The sequence below is a fragment of the Bradyrhizobium macuxiense genome (assembly GCF_007993935.1).
GTDB lineage: Bacteria > Pseudomonadota > Alphaproteobacteria > Rhizobiales > Xanthobacteraceae > Bradyrhizobium > Bradyrhizobium macuxiense_A.
In genome coordinates this window covers 84,229-102,562 of record NZ_VITY01000016.1, presented here as the reverse complement: position 1 = coordinate 102,562, position 18,334 = coordinate 84,229, and the positions used below count along the sequence as shown (strand labels likewise).

Here is an 18,334-nt window from a genome sequence, read left to right as displayed (position 1 = left end):
ATCAGGCTGTTCCTTCCAGAGCTTGCGGCTGCTCAGCAGTCTGAAGGGCGGCGATCCACGCTTGCCCGAGGCTTAAGCCACCGTCGTGAGGCGGAACCTGCCGTGGCAACAGCGGAGTGAGGCCGGCCGCAATGCAGCCGCGCTGAATTTCATCTGCGAGCACCGCGTTCAGGAAGCAACCGCCGCTCAGAACGACGGTTGTGACGCCGGTTGTCTGCGCAGAGCGTACCACCCAATCAACGCAGGCGGCGGCGAACGTGCCATGAAACAGCTCGGCACCCTCTGTGGCGCCGATATCGCTTGCAATCAAGCGGGCAAACAGCGGACGAAATGACAGCACGCCGCCATCGATCATCCAACCCGCTTCGAGCACTGCAGTCTGCCGCACATGCGCCTCGAGCTTCATCGCGGCCTCGCCCTCATAGCTCTGCAAAGTGGCTACCCCGAGCAGCGCCGCTGCTGCATCGAACAGCCGGCCCGCGCTGGTCGTGGTGGTCCCACAAGGTCGCTCAAGCAATGCCCGCAGCTGCTCGGCCTGCGGCTGCGACGCAAAGCGACGCGCAATTTCATGTCCCCGTCCCAGCATCTGAAGTATCGCGCTCGCCATCCGCCAGAGCTCGCGGGCTGCGCGATCCCCGCCAGGCATTTGCAAGGGTTTAAGATGCCCGATGCGTCGAAACCGGGCGCCTTCGCACAACAAGAGCTCGCCACCCCAGTTGCCGCCGTCGCAGCCATAGCCATAGCCGTCGAGCAGAAGGGCGAGCGTAGGCGCGGTGAGACCATGCTCTGCGATGACGGCAGCAGCGTGCGCGTGATGGTGCTGGACAGCGATCAGAGCGCAGCCGCTTGCTTCCGCAAAGCGGGTGGACGCCATGTCGGGATGCAGATCATGGGCCATGACGACAGGTCTGACGTCCAGGGTCGACGTGAGATGGTGGACCGTCTCCTCGAAAAAGCGAATGCCTTCAGCCGTATCGAGATCGCCGATGTGCTGGGAGACGAATGCCTCGTTGCCCCGCGTAACGGTGACAGTCGACTTCAGCGCGCCGCCGACCGCGAGCAAGGGCGGCACGGACCTCGCAAGCCGGATCGGTTCGGGAACATAGCCACGGGCACGGCGAATGAACTGGCACCGTCCGGCCACGACCGACACTACGGAATCATCGGCACGCGTCAGGATATCGCGATCATGAGTCACAATAAGATCGGCGATGCCGGCAAGCCGCCGCAGCGCCTCCCCGTTGTCGATCGGGAGCGGTTCGCCTCCGAGATTGGCGCTGGTTGTGACGACGACCGGACCGCCACTCCCGACGACCGGACCGCCACCAGCAGGCCTTGCGCCAATCGAACCAAGCGCATGGAAGATAAGGTGATGCAGCGGGACCACGGGCAGCATGACGCCGACGCGCGACAGGCCGGGGGCTATCGCAGGCGCAAGATTGTTGCGCGAGCGCAGCAGAACGATCGGGCGGGCTACCGATTCGAGCAGAGCGAGCTCGGCGGCGTTCGTCTCCGCAATCTCATTGGCCTGCTCTATGGAACCGAGCATGACCGCGAACGGCTTCTGGTCGCGCTGCTTCCGCTTACGTAAACGCCGCACCGCGTCATGATCGGCAGCGTCGCAAAGCAGCTGATACCCTCCAACCCCCTTTATCGCCACGATCTGGCCGCCGGCGATCGCCGCGGCAATATCGGCGATCCCATGACTGAGCCGAGGGCCGCATATCGGGCACGCGATCGCCTCGGCGTGAAAACGACGACTCGCCGGATCGGCATACTCAGCCGCACAGGCGGCACACATCGCGAAGACCTTCATCGCAGTGTTGCGGCGATCATACGGGAGCTGTTCGGCAATGGTGTAGCGCGGGCCGCAATGGGAGCAATTGATGAAGGGGTAGAGGTAATAGCGGCTTGTTGGGTCGAACAACTCATCCAGACAATACTGGCATGTTGCGGCATCGGCGACGATCCGCGTCGACGACCTGCCCTGTTCGCTGCGGCGGATCGAGAAGTCTCTGGCCCCAAGCGCACCGATCTCCTGAACCGAGATGTGATCGATGCGGGCCAATATTGGCGTTTCGAGCGGCAAAGCGGCCAAAAACTCGGACGTACCGTGGCCCTCGACCTCGATGATGACGCCGCCGGGATCGTTGGCGACGAACCCGGCGAGCCCATAACGGGCAGCGAGACCATATACATACGGACGAAAGCCGACGCCCTGAACGGCGCCGCTGACGCGCACGCGCAGCCGCGTTCCCTCGCCGGCGATTGCCTCGCTCATGGCGTAGTGCCCGCGACGGGATGGGTCTGATCTGCCGCTTGCTTCCCAATCCAGGCGTAGAGCGCGGCAAGGCCCTCGCCGGTACGCGCTGAAACCGTCAGCACTTCAATCCCTGGATTGACGCGTCTCGCATACTCGACGGTCCGGCCCAAATCGAAATCGACCAGGCGCGCCAGATCAATCTTGTTGATCAGCATGAGCGACGATGCGGCAAACATTTCCGGATATTTGAGTGGCTTGTCTTCACCCTCGGTGGTCGAGAGCACCACGATCTTGCAGGCCTCGCCGAGATCGAACGCCGCGGGACAAACCAGATTGCCGACGTTTTCGATGAAGAGAATACCGCGCTTGAATGGCGGCAAGCGCCGATAGGCCTCGCTGACCATTGCAGCATCGAGATGGCAGCCCTTGCCGGTATTGATCTGAATTGCAGGCACGCCGGTCGCGCGAATGCGCTCGGCATCGTTCGAGGTCTGCTGGTCGCCTTCGATGACTCCAAGCGGCCAGCTCCGCTTGAGCTCACAGACGGCGCGGACGAGGAGCGAGGTTTTTCCTGCGCCAGGGCTTGAAACAAGGTTGAACACGAGCATGTCATCGGCCAGGAATTTGGCGCGGTTGTCGGCCGCGATCCTGACGTTCTTGCCGAGGATATCGCGCCCGACCCGAATGACCCGCTCGCTGCTCATGCCCGCAACCTTCAAACCGGCCGGGTCAGCCGCGCAATCCACAAGCCCCGGTCCGCCATGAGCCTGCTGACGGCCGTGATCACGATGGCGGTGATGCTGACGGCGGTGAGAATGATGCACGTCCTGGCCGGTATGCACATGATCAAGGTGGTGACCGTGATCATGTGCATGGCGATGACCATTGGCATGCGCACCCTGCGCGTGGGTGGGTTCGGTGGAGGGCGCGCCTTCGCTACAGCCGCATATGCTACACATCAGTCGATCTCCAGCTCCTTGACCCGCATCTCTTCGCCGGCAGTCACCTGCAGCTGGTAGCTGCCGCAGCGGGGGCACGGCTCGCAGCGGCGGGCAATCTCGACGCTTGCCGAACAGGCCATGCACCAGGCGAGGCCAGGCTGCTCAACGATCTTGAGAACCGCGCCGTCGGCGATGGTCCGCGCAGCAACGGCGGCAAAGCTGAGCTTCATCGCTTCCGGAACGACATAACTCAGCGCTCCGATCTCCAGACACACGGTCTTCACCTTCGAAAACGATCGCCGGCGCGCCTCTTCCTCGACAATCTCGATGATGCCCTCACAAAGCGCCATTTCATGCATCGCCGACGTCGCGAAAATTGAGGGTGAAGGCGACGCACGGGTCGAGCGATTCAATCACCCTGCGAATGGCAGCTCGTGCGTGCGGCCTCGCCGTCAGCCCCGCGCCCTGCAGGCTGCGGACAAGCGGTCCGCGCGAGTGGAAATTCCATTCGGTCGGCGCAAGACATTCGAAGCGCGATATCTGCCCCTGACGGTCGAGCTCAACCGCGTGATAAAGACGTCCCCTGGCGCATTCGACCGCGGCCGCACCACGGCGCGGTCCCAGTCCGTAGCTTTCGACGATTCCATCCTGCGCTATCTCGATATGAGCCCCGGCTTTGAGCCAAGCGCACAGCCCGACGATTTCGGCGATCCTCGCCTTCAGCCGCTCGGCTGGGGCCGACCGGCCTGACGAAAGCCGGCCACGCTTCATTTGGCGCGCCCACGGACCCGTCTCGGGAATACGGCCCTCCAGGTCGGGGCAATGGCAAGCGCTCACGTCATTCACGAGCAGCCGTTCAATGATGTCGTGGTCGTCGGCAGCGGACAGGAATGAATGCTGCATCGGCACAGGCTTCAATATGACCTCCTCGAGCGCGGCGATGCGAAGTGCAAGCGGGCTACCGGGCATCGGCGCGCCGTCTTCATTCGCTATGCCGAGCGCAGCCAACGCGGCTGCGATGCGCACTGCTGCCTCGCTGAGAGCGAGGCGGCATCCGGCCTTTGCGCTGCCGACAAGCACCAACACGTCCTGGATCAGGGCGCGGATCGCGTCGGCACTTGTGGGGTCCTGCGCGAGATGGGCGACAAACAGGCCCCGGAGCAGTTCCGCCAGTCGCTCGGCAACGACCAGGGTCATACGATGCTGCCTCGTCGCAAGGTTGAGGCCTGCGCCGCGCGCCGCCCCGATCGCGGACAGGAATGCCACCTGGTGCGCGGCGGCACACAACGAAAACAGCCGCGGCAGCACATTGAGCAACGAACTGGCCGGTTTTCCGGCGAACAGCCGCGCCAGTGGCGGCTGGACCCGTGGCAGGATTTCGACCGCGCCAATTGCGTCGTCAGCAAGCGATACGGTGACCTGCATCTGGTTGCGGATGGCGAGGCTCATGCGCGGCCCCTCGTGCCCGCTGCCAGATCGTAGACGATCCAGCAGATGCCGCACCCCATGCGCGCGTCGTCTCCGAGAGACTGCCGGACGGCAAAATTCACGAGGCCCGTCATTTGAAGTAAGCCTCGATGATTTCCTGCATGCGTTCGCCGGAATCCTCGAAGTCCTCGTCGGCTGCCAACGCAACCGTCGGCACGCCGCCAACCTCAAGCGTATTTAGGATGATGCTGTCCATGGAGTTGAAGAACTGCACCGACCAGACGTTTTGGATGCCGGTCGCCTGCACGCGGCACGTGCCGTAGCCGCGCGAGGTGAGCAGGATCGGCCCGTTGCCGACGCTTTGCTGCAGAAACGCCCGGTCGACCGGGCTCATCGGCAGGAGTGTGAAATTGATGATGTGAGCGCGCATGCCGGGCCGCCAGGCCAGCGCCCGTTCACGGATTTCCGCGAGCACCGGCAGCACGTTCATCGCGCCTTCCGGCGCCGCATTGATCGTAAGATCAGTCGCCGTCAGGTCGGTTGCCGCGCGCCGCACGATCTGTGGTATCGCGCCAACTTCGATATATTCGTGCGCCGGGTCGGCCCCGATGCGCACGCGCCAGATTCCCGCAAGCACCGATTCCTGGATCTGTGCCACGGAGCCATCCGGCAGCGCGACGACGCCGGCGATTTCGCCCCTCCCAAGCACGTCGGCAATCAGCTTGCGCTCAAGATCGCTGAGATTAGCAAGCCTGAACAGCTGCGTTTGTGCGGCGCTCTTCTGGCCGGCAACGGCAGCGGCGACGTTTGACAACAGTGCGACGGCATTCGGACAATTCCTTGCCAGCTCGACGCCATCGAGCGAAGCGAGCTTGGCGAGCGCGGCAGCAATCGTCGGCCCGTTATGGCCTGCCTCGAGGCTTTCCGCTTCAGTCGGAAGCACGCCCAGCGGATGCTCGGCGCCTTGCGCAAAGGAAAAACCTGCTTTCATGATGCGACGTTTGCTCGTGCAGGCTGAGGAATGACGTTCTTGACGACAGACACGCCTTCGCGCAGGTGATCAATCAGTCGGAAGATGCGGCTGGTACAGATTTTCCAGACCTCGGTCTCGACGATCGGGCCATGCGTCTCACCCTGGAGCCACAGGATCAGCGTCGACTGGACGCGCAGGCCGAACCGCTTGGCCAGCCTGCCTTCAGCGTATCGGGCAGTCACCATGCCGACCACGCGCCGCTGAAACGCCTGGAACAATTCAGAAGGCGAGACTGTGACGTGGATCGCCTCGATCCAGGTTAAGGGATCGCCAGCCGACAGCAGCACCGCGATCGTCCCCAAAAGAAGGGCCACGGCCAGCGGCGCGTCGATGCTTGCGGTCACGGCTTCGATCAGGCCGAGCCACGTCAGATCATGCTTTCCCGACTGAAAACCCATCAGGCTCCTTTCTATCGTCGCGGTCCACGGGATGGGGTGTTAGCAAGGTGTGTGCCAATCACCGTTTCGTCGCAGTTTTGCGTTCCGCTCGGATCAGCAGTGCAAAGCCGCTTGAGATCCTCGGCGCAGAGCTTGTTTCGGCACGACGCATGCTATCCGTGAACAATGGCGAGTTGAACAATCGCAAATGGGCAGGACGGCGGGCGACGCCGGCTAGCGGAGGTGCTCGGGCAGAAGCGGCTCGCGACCGATCAAGTCCGCAAAGAAGCGATCGCAGTCGTGGCCATTGAGGGCCGCATCGAGGCCGTCGAGCGCCTCTGCGATCAGCCGCGCCTCATCGTCCTCCAGGACCCGCACCGCGGTATCGATATGGACCAGCACCTTGGCGCCGACCGGCGGCTTGGACAGCAGCATGACCGAGACGAACCGCTTTTCAGTGCCATACTCGCACAGGGCCCGGATGCCGTCGGTCTCAATAATCGTCATTGGCAGGCCAAGGCACATTGTAACCAGCACATCGTAACCTGCGAGCCGCTAGATCGGCCTCGCCCTCATCTCATAGTTTGCATGGTCGATATCGTTCGCGAGCAGACGTTCCGAGCTAGGCAACGGCGCGGTCCGACGTCTTGCCGGCGCCCCCCACTGCATCAACAGTTCGCAAGCCAGTTCGATCGCGGGCGCAATCTGGGTGCGCACCGGAGCGGTCAGCGGCCCGCCCCAATCCTCCAGATCCATCGGCTGACAGCCGATGAGCGCGAGCTCTCGCGGGCAGCGGCCAAGCAGCTCGGCCGCACTTAAGACCTCCTGAAAGCCGGTCTGATGCAGGCTCATCTTCTTGGCGGCGGTGAACCTCGGCACCTCGTCGTCTCGCACGAGCTTCAACTGACCGGGCGCAAGTCCATAGTCGATGGCATCGAACACAATCAAGTAGTCGGCTTCCTCGAGAAAATTGACCAGATAGAGTCCCTGCGTACCGCCATCGAGGACGGTGACGTTGTCAGGGACGGCGTAGCGGCGGTGGAACTCTTCCACCACCCGCACGCCGAATGCCTCGTCGGCCCACAGGATGTTGCCGATGCCGAGCACCAGGATCCGTTCTGGGTTCTGCGGGGTCAGCATCGGCATCCTCAATCAATCACGGAATTCGCGCTCGCCCGAAATCAGGGAGGAAATGCTGCTCCGGCGCGACATGACATCTTCCCAGATCGCCGCGTAGATGTGGACGAGCGCAAAGCACACGATCACCCACATGCCAAGACGGTGCCAGGTATGAACGTCCTGACTATTCGGCCAGATCGCAAACACCCAGCCGCACAACTTATACTGCCAGCTGTCGTTGCCGGAGCCCTGCGCATAAAGTGCAAAGCCTGTAACGATCATGAACACGGTCGTCAGCGTAAACATGAAGAACATCGCGAGCTGGGCTAGCGGATTGTGCCCGAGATGTTTCTCCGGCTCGGCTGCAAGCAAGGCGTACCAGCGCACCGCGCGCCAGAGCTCACTCCAAAAGCACCGCCGCCAAATCGGCACGTAGAAGATCTGCCTTGCATGGGAGTTTCCCACCAAGGCCAAATAGATGCGCAGCAGGAAGCCGATCGCGAGCACATAGCCTGCGGAGAAATGCGCAAAACGGACATAGCCGAACAGAAAATTGTCGCTTGCCTCTCCCGGCGTTACCTCTGTCCCGGTCCCGATGAAGTAGCCGGTTATGCCCAAGACCAGAATGGCTGCCGCATTGACCCAATGCCACAACCGCAGCGGCAGTTCATAGGGATAGACGACATCTCGCTCGACGCTGCGATCACGCCGTGCCGCATCGTTGGCAATACGGATGGTAACGGCTTGCGGCATCTTGTCCAGCACGGCAGCCTCCCTATCGAACCTTGACCGAAGCCATTTCTTGGCCGTCCGGGCTCATCACGTGGGTCGAGCACGCCAGGCACGGATCGAAGGAATGGATGGTGCGTAAAATCTCCAGCGGCTTCTCTGGATCGGCCATCGGCGTATCGATCAGCGAGGCTTCAAATGCGCCGATATTGCCCTTGGGATCCCGCGGCGAACCGTTCCAGGTCGTCGGCACGACGCACTGGTAGTTGTCGATCCTGGTGTCCTTGATCTTGATCCAGTGGCCGAGCGCGCCTCGCGGTGCCTCGGTGAAACCGTATCCCTTGGCCTCCCTTGGCCAGCTTTCCGGCTTCCACTTGCTCGTGTTGGCCGTTGAAGTGTTACCCGCCTTGATGTGGGCCACCAGCTTGTCCTGGAAATAGCGCAGCTGATGCGCCGCCCACTGGCATTCGAGTGCGCGCGCTGCGGTGCGGCCGAGCGTCGAGAAAAGCGCCGTCACCGGAAGATCGAGCGTCTTGAGCAGTCTGTCGGTCGGATCCCTGAATTCGGCTTTGCCTTGCGCATAACCTATGATGTATCGCGCCAGCGGTCCTACCTCGACAGCGTTGCCGCGCCAGCGCGGCGCCTTGATCCAGGAATACTTGCCGCCCTCGTCGAGTTCCCTGATGTCGGTCCTCGTACCCTTGAACTTGGCCCCGAGCTGGAAATTCGGCTCAGTGACGCCATCCCAGGGATGCAGCCCGCCGGACTCGTCGGAGTACTTGTACCAGGAGTGCGCGACGAATTCCTGGATCTGCTCGGGATCACCGTGATCGATCGGCAAGACCTCCTTGAGATTGCCATCAAGGATGACGCCGCGCGGCAGCTTGAGACTGGTCGCGGAATAGTCGTTGGCGGTTTCGGGGATGTCGCCATAGGACATCACGCTCTTGGCCGACAAACCGCCGCCATAGAGCCAGTCTTTGTAGACTGAGCCGATCGCCGCAACGTCGGGCAGATATACCTTTTCGACGAACTCGATCGAACGGTCGATGATCGAGGACACCAGGTTGAGCCGCTCCATGTTGATTGCACCCACTGCACCGGTGCCATCGACATTGATCGCGCAGGGCATGCCGCCAACCAGCCAGTTCGGATGCGGGTTCTTGCCCCCATAGACGGCGTGGATCTTGACGATCTCCTTTTGGAAATCGAGCGCTTCCAGATAATGCGCCACGGCCATGAGGTTCGCTTCCGGCGCAAGCTTGTAGGCCGGATGCCCCCAATAGCCATTCTTGAACGGGCCGAGCTGCCCTGAATCGAAGAACTTTGTGAGCCTGATCTGCAGATCCTTGAAATAGCCCGGTGATGAAAGCGGCCAGGACGAGACCGACTGCGCCAGCCTCGAGGTCGCTTTGGGATCGGCCTTGAGTGCTGAGACCACGTCGACCCAATCCAGCGCGTGCAGGTGATAAAAATGCACGAGATGATCATGGACCTGCAGGCAGAGCTGCATGATGTTGCGTATCGAGTTGGCATTCTCCGGAATCGTGATGCCAAGCGCATTCTCGACCGCGCGGACGGAGGTGAGCGCATGGGTGCCGGTGCAAACGCCGCAAATCCGCTCGGTAAAAGCCCAAGCGTCGCGCGGATCGCGCCCGCGCAGAATGGTTTCGATACCGCGCCACATCGTTCCGCTCGAGACCGCATTGCGGATCACGTTGTCCGAATCGAGGTTGACCTCGACACGCAGATGACCTTCGATCCGAGTTAGCGGATCGACGACAACGCGCTTGCCGGACCCATCGAGCTTGAACCCATTGGGTGTCTTCACGCCCACCTTGTCCGCCCCTAGCCTCGATGATTGTCCTGAGCTGCGCCATCCCGTTTAAGGGTGAGCCGCTTCGCGGCTGTGACCGCCGCATGCGCGGCAACGGTAAGACCGGCCACGCCGGCAGCTGCCATGCCGATTTGATCGGCGTTCTTCTCGATGCCGAATTGCTTGATGGTCGTGAGGTAGTCATAAGTCGAGCCCCTGTCCCAAAAGCCGTCTTCAGCGCAGGCGAAGCAGCCGTGACCGGACTGAATCGGGAAGGAAATGCCGCCGTTCCAGCGAACGGTCGAGCAGGCGTTGTAGCTGGTCGGTCCCTTGCAGCCCATCTTGTAGAGGCAATAGCCCTTGCGCGCGCCCTCGTCGTCCCACTCCTCGACAAATTGGCCGGCATCGAAATGGGAACGCCGATAGCACTTGTCGTGGATGCGCTGGGAATAGAACATCTTTGGCCGCCCCTGGCGGTCGAGCTCGGGAAGTTTTCCAAACGTGGTGATGAAGGTCACGACGCCCGTCATGACCTCAGCGATCGGCGGGCAGCCGGGCACCTTGATGATCGGCTTGTTCGTGATCACCTTATCGATCGGCACAGCCCTTGTCGGGTTCGGCTTGGCCGCCTGCACGCAGCCCCAGGACGCACAAGTGCCCCAAGCGATGATCGCCATGCAATCGTCTGCCATCGACCTGAGCTTTTCGACGAACGGCTTGCCGCCATCAATGCAGAACATTCCGTCTTCGTTCAGCGGTGGGTTACCTTCGACGGCAAGCACATACTGGCCTTTGTACTTGGCGCGGGTCTCCTCAAGGATGGCTTCGGCCTGATGTCCTGCCGCCGCCATGATGGTATCGTCATAATCGAGCGAAATCATCGACAGCACCGCGTCTTTGACCAATGGATGGGCCGAGCGGATAAAGCTCTCCGAGCAGCAGGTGCATTCGAGCCCATGCATCCAGATCACGGGCATACGCGGCTTGGTCTCGAGCGCGTTGGCAATATGGCTTGGCCCAAGCGGGCCGAGCCCGAGGCTCACTGCCGTCAAGCTGCAGAATTTGAAGAAGCCGCGACGCGTGATACCCTGACGTCTGATCACATTGTAGAACGTCTCCGTTGCCGCGCCCATCGCCCCTCCAGTGATCTGTTATCGGCTGTGACGAATTACCGACGTTCGGATAGCAAGAAGCAGGCCAATCGCACTGGGCACTGAAAGATATTACCCCGTCCCTCTGCCAATTGCGGTGAGACTGGCGAGCCCTGCGCTAGCTGACAAACGATTTGCCCCGCAACCAGATGACGGTGCTCGCGACGTCCGCGAACGCCCGCACGAAGCGTCGATGCTACAAAGCGCACGATGCCCGGTGATGCACCCATGACGAGCACTCGGTCGTGAGGTCGCAGGAAGGCACGTCATGCTCGAGCATGATGTTCAAGTCCTGTACGATGGACAAGCGGTCGCCCATTCTTTCGTGCCATTCCTGTCTGATTTGAAACGCCGATGTGAGAAACCGCACCAAGCAGCACGATCGTTCCGCCGCTGTAGCGGCGAGGGGTTGTTTTTCGTTCGTTAGGCACGGCTGCAACACTTTCGCGTGCGGCACGCCGATTGCTGAAGAAGACTCTGCAGTTGAACGACGCAGCAAACGTCACGGGGTCAGGAGTTTACAATGAGGCTTGCTCGATTGATCCTGACCAACGCGGGGTTGAAGCCAAGCAAAATTGCAGGATACGGTCCTGAAAGAAGCGCCGCTCCGGCGCATTGCCTGATTTGCCGACCGAAGAGACGGCATTGATGAACCCAGGACAGTACCAGCCGGGGGACGGCGTTACTCCTGAATCTTCCGAACGAGACCAACAGCAAGGCTGCCTATGCGGCCTCACCCGGGCCGCGACGCAGTGGGTCGGGGCTTTGACCAGGACACGTTCCTCTGTCGCCGGCCCCGCCCGCGATCCGACGAACCGGGAAGCACGGGCTGCTCGCGAGACATCGCAGGACCAGGTCCTGGAGGGCTGGGCTGCCGAAGAGGGACAGGGCGAACAGGACAATCTGCAAGAGGCTGTAAGACGAACGAGAACCTGGCTTGACGCGGCCGCGGCCCATGCGCCGCTGGATCTCTCATTGCTGTCCCTGACAGCCTTGCCCGCCGCCTTCCCCGCCGCGCTCCAGCGCCTGAGCGTCTGGGGCAATCAGCTGACCAGCCTGCCCAATCCCCTTCCGAGCGATCTCTTGGTGCTCGCAGCCAGCGACAATCGGTTGACCAGCCTGCCGGATCCGCTTCCGGCCGGCCTCCGGCTGCTCTACGCCATGCGCAACCAGCTGAACAACCTGCCCGCCACCCTCCCAGCCGGGCTGCTGCGCCTGAACGTCCAGGGCAACCAGCTGACCAATCTGCCCGATAACCTTCCGGCAACGCTTCAGGAGCTCAACGCCAGCCACAACCGGCTGACCAATCTGCCGGCACGCCTCCCGGCCGGGCTCGAATTTCTCGACGCGAGCAACAACCAGCTGACCAGCCTGCCCGAGACGCTGCTGACACGATTGGGCCCTGACTGCGTCGTAGATCTGGTGGGTAACCCGCTGTCCGAGCGGGTACGGACCAATCTGGCGGCAGCCGGCAATGCGCCGGGCTATACCGGCCCGCACGTCTACTTCTCAATCGGCGGAGGATCGGAGCAAGCTCAGCCGCGGCCTCTGCCCGAGATAGTCGCGGACTGGCTGGACGGCGAGACTGAGGTGGTGGCCGCTTGGCAGACCTTCACTGATGAGCCGGGCGCGCAGGAATACGCGGGCTTCCTCGACAGGCTGCAGCACACCGTGAGCTATAGCAATGGCGCATTCCGGCAGGCGGTGGCTGACGATCTGCGGCAGGCGGCGATCAGGGCGCGATTGCGCAAGAAATACTTCCGGCTCGCGTTAGGAGCGAGCGAGACCTGCGAAGATCGCATCACTTGGACATGGAATGGCATGCAGACCGCACGGCTGGAAGCTGATGTCAAGGAGGGCGCCTATGACGAGCGGCTCGACGAACTCGTCCAGCACGGCCGCGTCGTGTTCCGCCTGAAGGCGCTGGAGGCAATCGCCCACGAGAAGGTCCGCTCGCTCAGTTTCGTCGATGAGCTCGAGGTCCATCTTGCCTACCAGGTCAAGCTGCGCGAGCGGCTGGAGCTACGGCACATCGCCCCGGACATGCGCTTCTTCGATGTCGCCTACGTCACTGAGGACGACCTCTCTGCGGCCGAGACGCAGGTGCGCAATGAGGAGGCGGCGGGGTTCGCCGACTTTCTCGCAACAGGCTGGATCCCGTGGGACAAGGTGGTGAGGCGCATCGCGCCCGACGCCTATGAAGAGACGCGGGACCGGCTGATCGATGCCATGGGCGAGGAGTTCGAGAGCCGCCTGAGGCAACGGCTCGCCGATCTTGACCTGACCGACGACGCCGATGCCAAACTGCAGCTCGGAGCCGTGATCACAAAGGAAATCGCCTGCGAAATCAAGGGCGAGCTAACGAGCCGGGTGCTTGGGGACCGTGGCCTCGCGCTGTGAAGCGCGCCGTTCGCTTGCGAGGGGCCACCAACCCTGTTTGCAAGCGACCTCGCTGCGATCGTGATCGTTTCGGAGGCCCCGCGCGCCGGATGGGCCATCCGGCGAAGACGTCGTCGTCAATTTTGCATTGCGTGATGCGCGCGGGCGATCACATCACATCACACAGGGGAGACAATCGTTCTCGGTCGCACGATCCAGACGAGAGGCTATTCCCACTTGGCAGCTCCGCCGGGAGACAAATTGCGGCAGCCGTGGTCCGCCATCCATTTTTCTCGTGTCGAAGACGGTGCGGGCTGCGCTACCGGTTCGCGATCCAAAGAGCTGCGCGGGACAATCCGAGGTCTTCTTTCCGGCCGGCGCATTCGGCCCCAGCATCAAGCAGGCGCCAACAAGCAGGCGCCAATACGTCACCGGATGCCGCTCATAGGCCGAGAGCCCAGGATCCTCAGGAGTAGACCCCGCGGCCGTAGTGGCGAGCCCCCTCAACGGCAAGGCCACTCTGCTGCCGGCCGCGGCGGCCCGCCGCGAAACCACGACTGTTGTCGTGGAAGGCGTTGTGGCGAGCCTAGACCGCGTCCGGGCGATGCAGCATATCGACCGTGATGGTGCCGCGGGCGCGCGAGACACATGCGCAGATCTTCTCGTTAGCGCGCTTCTGATTCTCGCTGAAGAAGACGTCACGATGGTCAACCTCACCGTCGATATGGACGAGGTCGACGGCGCAGACGCCACACTCGCCGCGCCGGCAATCCGAAATGACCTCATAACCAGCCGCATTGAGCGCATCCAGCATTGAGCGATCGCGCGGAATCTCAAGCTCGATGCCGCGGTCCGCGAGGCGCACCCGGAAATCTTCGGTCGGCAGCAAGCCGCTCGAACCGAAGGTCTCGTAGCGCAGGTCGGACAACGCACGCCCCGCGCCGGTCCAGGCCCGGCGCGCAGCATCAAGCATCCGCATCGGGCCGCAAAACAGCGGCATGGCATCAGGCGGCAGCGAGGCGAACAACGAGTCGAGATCGAGCCGGCGCCCTTCATCGCCTGCATGGACAACGAGGCGCTCGTTTAGCAAGGTACCCAGAACGTCCAGATAGACGGCATCTTCACGCGAACGTACCGCATAATGCAACGTGAATTCGGCTTTGCGGCGGGCGAGCGCCTGTGCGGCCCCAATCAGCGGCGTGATGCCGATGCCGCCGGCGATCAGGCAATAATGCCGGCGCGCCCAGTCGATTGGCAGCAGCGAGCTCGGCAATGTGATGGTCAGCCGCGCCCCGGGCGCGAGCGACCACATATAGTGCGAGCCGCCGCGGGAATCCTCCGCACGCCGCACCGCGATACGGTAGCCGGCGCGGTCGGCTTCACCGATCAGCGAGTAGGACCGCGTCTCGGGGCGGCCATCGACGGTGACGGCGACATCAATATGACTGCCGACCGGGTAGGCCGCACCGTCGAAACTTTCCGGCCTGATCAGGAACTCGCGGATGGAAGAAGTCAGATCGCGAGTCGCAATCAGGGTTGCGGGAGTCCAGGTCTCGATGAAGCGCATGCGCTCCTCCTTTAATCGCCTGCGGTCCTGATCAGCGCCAGCCCCGGCAGCAGGTCAAAATACGTCTTGTTCTTGAGCACCAGCCGCAAATTGCGCGACGCCAGCCGCGCGTGCTCGCGCATGATCGCCTCGGCCCGCGCACCCTCGCGATTTTCGATTGCGTCGATCACGACACGGTGTTGATCTTGCGCAATCAAGAGCGTCTCGTGCGCCTGCGGCAGTTCTGATTGGGTCATGACAAAGCCGCTTGGCGAGGCAAATGGCAGCGCGGACGCGCGATCGATCTGCCGGATCAGGGGCGGGCTGCGCGACAGTTCGGTCAATAGCGCATGAAATCGCGCATTCAGCGTGACGTAGGAGGAGAAGGCCTCGATCGAGATCCGATCCTGCTGCACCAGGCCGTCGATCTCGTCGAGACATCCTTTCAGTGGCTCGAGATCGCGCGACGAGACCCCGCGCTCGGCAGCAAAGCGCGCGGCCAGACCTTCCAGCGTGCCGCGCAGTTCGATCGAGTCCAGGACATCTCGCTCGGAGAACGCCTTCACCGTGAAGCCGCCGGAAGGGATCGCTTCGAGAAGCCCTTCCTCCTCCAGCCGAACCAGCGCCATTCGTACCGGGGTGCGCGAGGCGCCGGTCGTTTCCACTGCCTGCAATTCGGAGATCCGCTCGCCAGGCCGCAGATCGCCCGACAGGATCAGATCGCGCAGGCGGAGCTGCGCGCGCACGGTCTGTGAGACGGAGCGATCACTGTCTCGCTCGGCCATGCCCTACTCCGCAGCCTGCCGATGTGGCGGCGGATTTTCCGCCTCGATCATGCGATCAATCAGGCGGCGCGCCCACATCGCGCCCGCATCGATATTGAGGTTGTAGAAAATTCGATCGGGGTTTTCGTCGATCGCGCGCTGCTGCGCCTCGAGAATGAGCTCGTCCTCGCGGAAGATGCCGGAAACGCCTTCGCGGAGTTCGGTGGTCAGGCGCTGTTCGCCCAACCGATAATTGCGCACAAATGCCCAGAAATAGTGGCAGCTCGTTTCCGTCTCGGGCGTGATGGTGTTGAGAACAATCCCGTTGACGCCGGCCGAGCGATCGCCTTCGGGCGCGCCGGTTCCGGCGGGCGCAACACCGACGTCGATATTGATGGTGCACGGCGCCGCGAAACGAATGATTTGCCAGCGGTCCACCGGGCCAGGCTTTTGCAGTTGCTTGGCCCAGAATGGCGGCGGAGCAATCCCCCTCATCCAGCGCGTCACGGTGGCGGTCATCTCGCCATGAGTGACGTCGAACGGCGCTTCAGCGATGGCGGCATTGCCGATGCTGGCACCGTGCACGAAGGTTTCGTGCGTCAGGTCCATGAGATTGTCTACAACCAGACGATAGTCGCATTTGAGGTGAAGGGTCTTGCCGTCGCCGGCCCAAGCAGGATCGTCGTTCCAGTGCATGTCGGGCACCAGCCCTGGGTCAGCCAGCGCCGGATCGCCCATCCACAACCAGATGAAACGATGGCGCTCGACGACAGGATAGGCACGCACGCAGGCGGACGGGTTGATCGTCTCTTGCGAGGGCATGAAGGTGCAGCGGCCCTGCGCGCTGAACTTTAGCCCATGATAGCCGCAGACGACAGTGTCGCCCTCAAGCCGACCTTTTGAGAGCGGCACCAGTCGATGCCAACAGGCATCCTCCAGTGCAGCCACCTCACCGTTGCTGCGGCGATACATCACGATGTGCTTGCCGCAAATCGTGCGCGGCAATAGCGCCTGTTTCACGTCGGCGTCCCAAGCGGCGGCATACCAAGCATTCATCGGAAAACAGTGACCCATTCGCTCGCTCCTTCCCTCGCGTCGAGGATACGTACAGTATACATGTGGCGAAAGTGCGCGGTGAATATGAGTATATTTCGTCGGAAACAGGCGACAATATCCCAAATATTGATGATTTCTATGGATCATTTGTATACATCATTCCGGCAAATGTGATCGCGCGCGTCCGGAGAGGAGGAAAGCCCGGCCCAGTGGTTTCAGACCGTACCGGTTCTCCTCGGCGAGCTTTGCCTTGGCGAAGTTGCGCAAACCGTTCGTCGAGCAGCTAGCCCATAAGCAACGCCACCCAGGGGCTGGGTCCTTGGCGCACGGGGCACTGGCTCGCGCTCATCCCGCCGCACGTCGTTTCGATCATGTAGAGCGTGGCGATCTGTTCGAGCGCTTCGATGCGATCGGCCAATTTTCAAAACGGGCCGCGAGCTCCCCCTCCGGTGTACGCAGGAAGCGCGGGGATAGGCCGGCCATCGGATCAGGCATTTGAGAGCTCCAGGGTGACAGGTGCGCTGCGAACGGCGGCGCCAGCGTGCGGTCATCATAGAGAAGCGCGCTCTCGGAGGGGGATAGCGAACATTGAGGAGGCAATTTTCGACATCCCTAAGCAGCAAGGGCTATTTGTCTCGGCGCCGCCCGCGCCAGGGGGGTCCAAACGGCATGGGAACTTGGAGGCAGCATCAACTGTCGACGCTTATGCGTGCCTGCAGGGTCAGGAAGGAAAGCGCCGATTAGCGGCGTCGAAAGACCGCAGGCGATCCATGAGCGCTTCGAGCGAGAGCTTGAAACCTCTAAGCGGCCGAGATCTGCGAAGCTGCCGCTGCGGGAGCGCAAAGCTGTACTGAAGAAGCTGATCGTCGGCACCGCCATCCAGTTCAGTGAGAGCTTCGAAGTCGACGGGCCGGAGATGTTCTCACACGCATGCAAATTGGGTTGTGAGGGCGTCGTGTCGACGATCGCAGACAGCTTTTATCTACCGGATACACTACGTACCGAAAGGCAATTCAGTCGGCTAAGTCGAAGGGGCTGGCCGATACTGAGATCGCGAACAACGTCCCGAAAGTCGAAGGCATCAGTCGAGCTCCCAGCGAATTTCAACAGCTTGGTTCAACGGCTTGGTGCTCGAATTACCAACGAGGATTTGTGAAATCGTGATCCTGCGTTGCTGAACCGTGGGTCGGAGATTGCCGAAACCCGACGCAGCCTGTAAACGGGGCCCGCACCGTTGCCGGCCGCATCATGCGGCCCGCCAGGCGGCGGGGCCTGTAGCTCAATGGTTAGAGCCGGCCGCTCATAACGGTCTGGTTGCAGGTTCGAGTCCTGCCGGGCCCACCAGTGGCTTCAAGTATGTTGGTCCACTTTAAGAACGACTCGCTTGGGCCATAAGAGCGACTCGATTCCGGACCATCCGAACGACGCGATTCTGTAAGATGTTGCTGCGAAACACAAAATCAGCAAAGGCCAACATTAACGCCGCAAAGATTCTGCCGTAAGCGTAAATCCTTGGCGCGGAATCTCGTGCGGCCAGCAAGCGCTGACGCTGATGCCTGCATCGGCGGCGCGAAGCAAGTTCGATACCTACTGGTGCTGGTGCTGTTGGCCGCGGCCGTCGGCACTGCCGACGATGCTCATGATGCCAATGATCATCAGCATGGTGGTGATGCTGTCGGGCAGCATGCTTACGGCGCCGAAGATGATGATCATCGTCAGCTTACCGTCAATT

General features: G+C 62.0%; 16 protein-coding genes and 1 tRNA gene. 2 read left to right on the top strand and 15 right to left on the bottom strand.

Features of this window, described 5'->3' with window-relative positions; translation table 11 throughout:
* Position 1: 1 nt before the first annotated feature.
* The 11 genes from hypF to FBZ93_RS33425 all read right to left on the bottom strand — a co-directional run bounded on the left by hypF (position 2) and on the right by FBZ93_RS33425 (position 10,839).
* Complete coding sequence (hypF, locus tag FBZ93_RS33475; RefSeq protein ID WP_146991685.1) at positions 2-2,281, bottom strand: carbamoyltransferase HypF; 2,280 nt, start codon at positions 2,279-2,281, stop codon at positions 2-4.
* Positions 2,278-3,222, bottom strand: coding sequence for a hydrogenase nickel incorporation protein HypB (gene hypB, locus FBZ93_RS33470; RefSeq protein WP_146991684.1), 945 nt, complete (start codon positions 3,220-3,222; stop codon positions 2,278-2,280). The genes hypF and hypB overlap by 4 nt, the downstream gene beginning before the upstream one ends.
* Entirely contained in the window at positions 3,222-3,563 is a 342-nt protein-coding gene (gene hypA, locus FBZ93_RS33465) for a hydrogenase maturation nickel metallochaperone HypA (protein WP_146991774.1), read from the bottom strand. The genes hypB and hypA overlap by 1 nt, the downstream gene beginning before the upstream one ends.
* Positions 3,556-4,653 carry a nickel-dependent hydrogenase large subunit gene (locus FBZ93_RS33460; protein ID WP_146991683.1) on the bottom strand — a complete coding sequence of 366 codons (1,098 nt, stop codon included), beginning with the start codon at positions 4,651-4,653 and terminating at the stop codon, positions 3,556-3,558. Before FBZ93_RS33460 ends, hypA begins: the two co-directional genes overlap by 8 nt.
* Before the next feature lie 109 nt (positions 4,654-4,762).
* Positions 4,763-5,623, bottom strand: a complete 861-nt coding sequence (locus FBZ93_RS33455; RefSeq protein ID WP_146991682.1) for a hydrogenase expression/formation protein — start codon at positions 5,621-5,623, stop codon at positions 4,763-4,765.
* Positions 5,620-6,063 (bottom strand): hydrogenase accessory protein, encoded by a 444-nt coding sequence (locus FBZ93_RS33450; RefSeq protein ID WP_146991681.1) that lies wholly within the window; start codon positions 6,061-6,063, stop codon positions 5,620-5,622. The genes FBZ93_RS33455 and FBZ93_RS33450 overlap by 4 nt, the downstream gene beginning before the upstream one ends.
* A gap of 213 nt (positions 6,064-6,276) precedes the next feature.
* Entirely contained in the window at positions 6,277-6,567 is a 291-nt protein-coding gene (locus tag FBZ93_RS33445; RefSeq protein ID WP_146991773.1) for a HypC/HybG/HupF family hydrogenase formation chaperone, read from the bottom strand.
* Between the two features lie 30 nt (positions 6,568-6,597).
* Positions 6,598-7,182, bottom strand: a complete 585-nt coding sequence (locus tag FBZ93_RS33440; RefSeq protein ID WP_146991680.1) for a HyaD/HybD family hydrogenase maturation endopeptidase — start codon at positions 7,180-7,182, stop codon at positions 6,598-6,600.
* 12 nt (positions 7,183-7,194) lie between these two features.
* The gene (cybH, locus tag FBZ93_RS33435) at positions 7,195-7,914 is read right to left on the bottom strand and encodes a Ni/Fe-hydrogenase, b-type cytochrome subunit (protein WP_146991772.1); all 720 of its coding nucleotides are present in this window, start codon (positions 7,912-7,914) and stop codon (positions 7,195-7,197) included.
* 22 nt (positions 7,915-7,936) lie between these two features.
* Complete coding sequence (locus FBZ93_RS33430; RefSeq protein ID WP_146991679.1) at positions 7,937-9,727, bottom strand: nickel-dependent hydrogenase large subunit; 1,791 nt, start codon at positions 9,725-9,727, stop codon at positions 7,937-7,939.
* 11 nt (positions 9,728-9,738) lie between these two features.
* A complete protein-coding gene (locus FBZ93_RS33425; RefSeq protein ID WP_146991678.1) occupies positions 9,739-10,839 on the bottom strand; it encodes a hydrogenase small subunit in 1,101 nt (366 codons plus the stop codon).
* Positions 10,840-11,622: 783 nt separating this feature from the next.
* Here FBZ93_RS33425 and FBZ93_RS33420 point away from each other — a divergent pair.
* The gene (locus tag FBZ93_RS33420) at positions 11,623-13,257 is read left to right on the top strand and encodes an NEL-type E3 ubiquitin ligase domain-containing protein (RefSeq protein ID WP_349643274.1); all 1,635 of its coding nucleotides are present in this window, start codon (positions 11,623-11,625) and stop codon (positions 13,255-13,257) included.
* A gap of 565 nt (positions 13,258-13,822) precedes the next feature.
* Here the strand turns inward: FBZ93_RS33420 and FBZ93_RS33410 are convergent.
* The 3 genes from FBZ93_RS33410 to FBZ93_RS33400 are packed head-to-tail and all read right to left on the bottom strand — an operon-like array spanning position 13,823 to position 16,620.
* Positions 13,823-14,803: a PDR/VanB family oxidoreductase gene (locus tag FBZ93_RS33410; RefSeq protein WP_146991676.1), complete on the bottom strand. Its 981-nt coding sequence runs from the start codon at positions 14,801-14,803 to the stop codon at positions 13,823-13,825.
* 11 nt (positions 14,804-14,814) lie between these two features.
* On the bottom strand, positions 14,815-15,567 hold the full coding sequence (locus tag FBZ93_RS33405; RefSeq protein ID WP_146991675.1) for a GntR family transcriptional regulator: 753 nt from the start codon (positions 15,565-15,567) through the stop codon (positions 14,815-14,817).
* Between the two features lie 3 nt (positions 15,568-15,570).
* Positions 15,571-16,620, bottom strand: a complete 1,050-nt coding sequence (locus tag FBZ93_RS33400; protein WP_146991674.1) for an aromatic ring-hydroxylating dioxygenase subunit alpha — start codon at positions 16,618-16,620, stop codon at positions 15,571-15,573.
* Between the two features lie 1,250 nt (positions 16,621-17,870).
* Between FBZ93_RS33400 and FBZ93_RS33390 the strand changes: the two genes are divergently transcribed.
* Positions 17,871-17,946: transfer RNA gene (locus FBZ93_RS33390), tRNA-Ile, on the top strand.
* 243 nt (positions 17,947-18,189) lie between these two features.
* On the opposite strand, the gene FBZ93_RS41790 is transcribed toward FBZ93_RS33390, so the two are convergent.
* Positions 18,190-18,315: a hypothetical protein gene (locus FBZ93_RS41790; protein ID WP_283810869.1), complete on the bottom strand. Its 126-nt coding sequence runs from the start codon at positions 18,313-18,315 to the stop codon at positions 18,190-18,192.
* Positions 18,316-18,334: the final 19 nt, after the last annotated feature.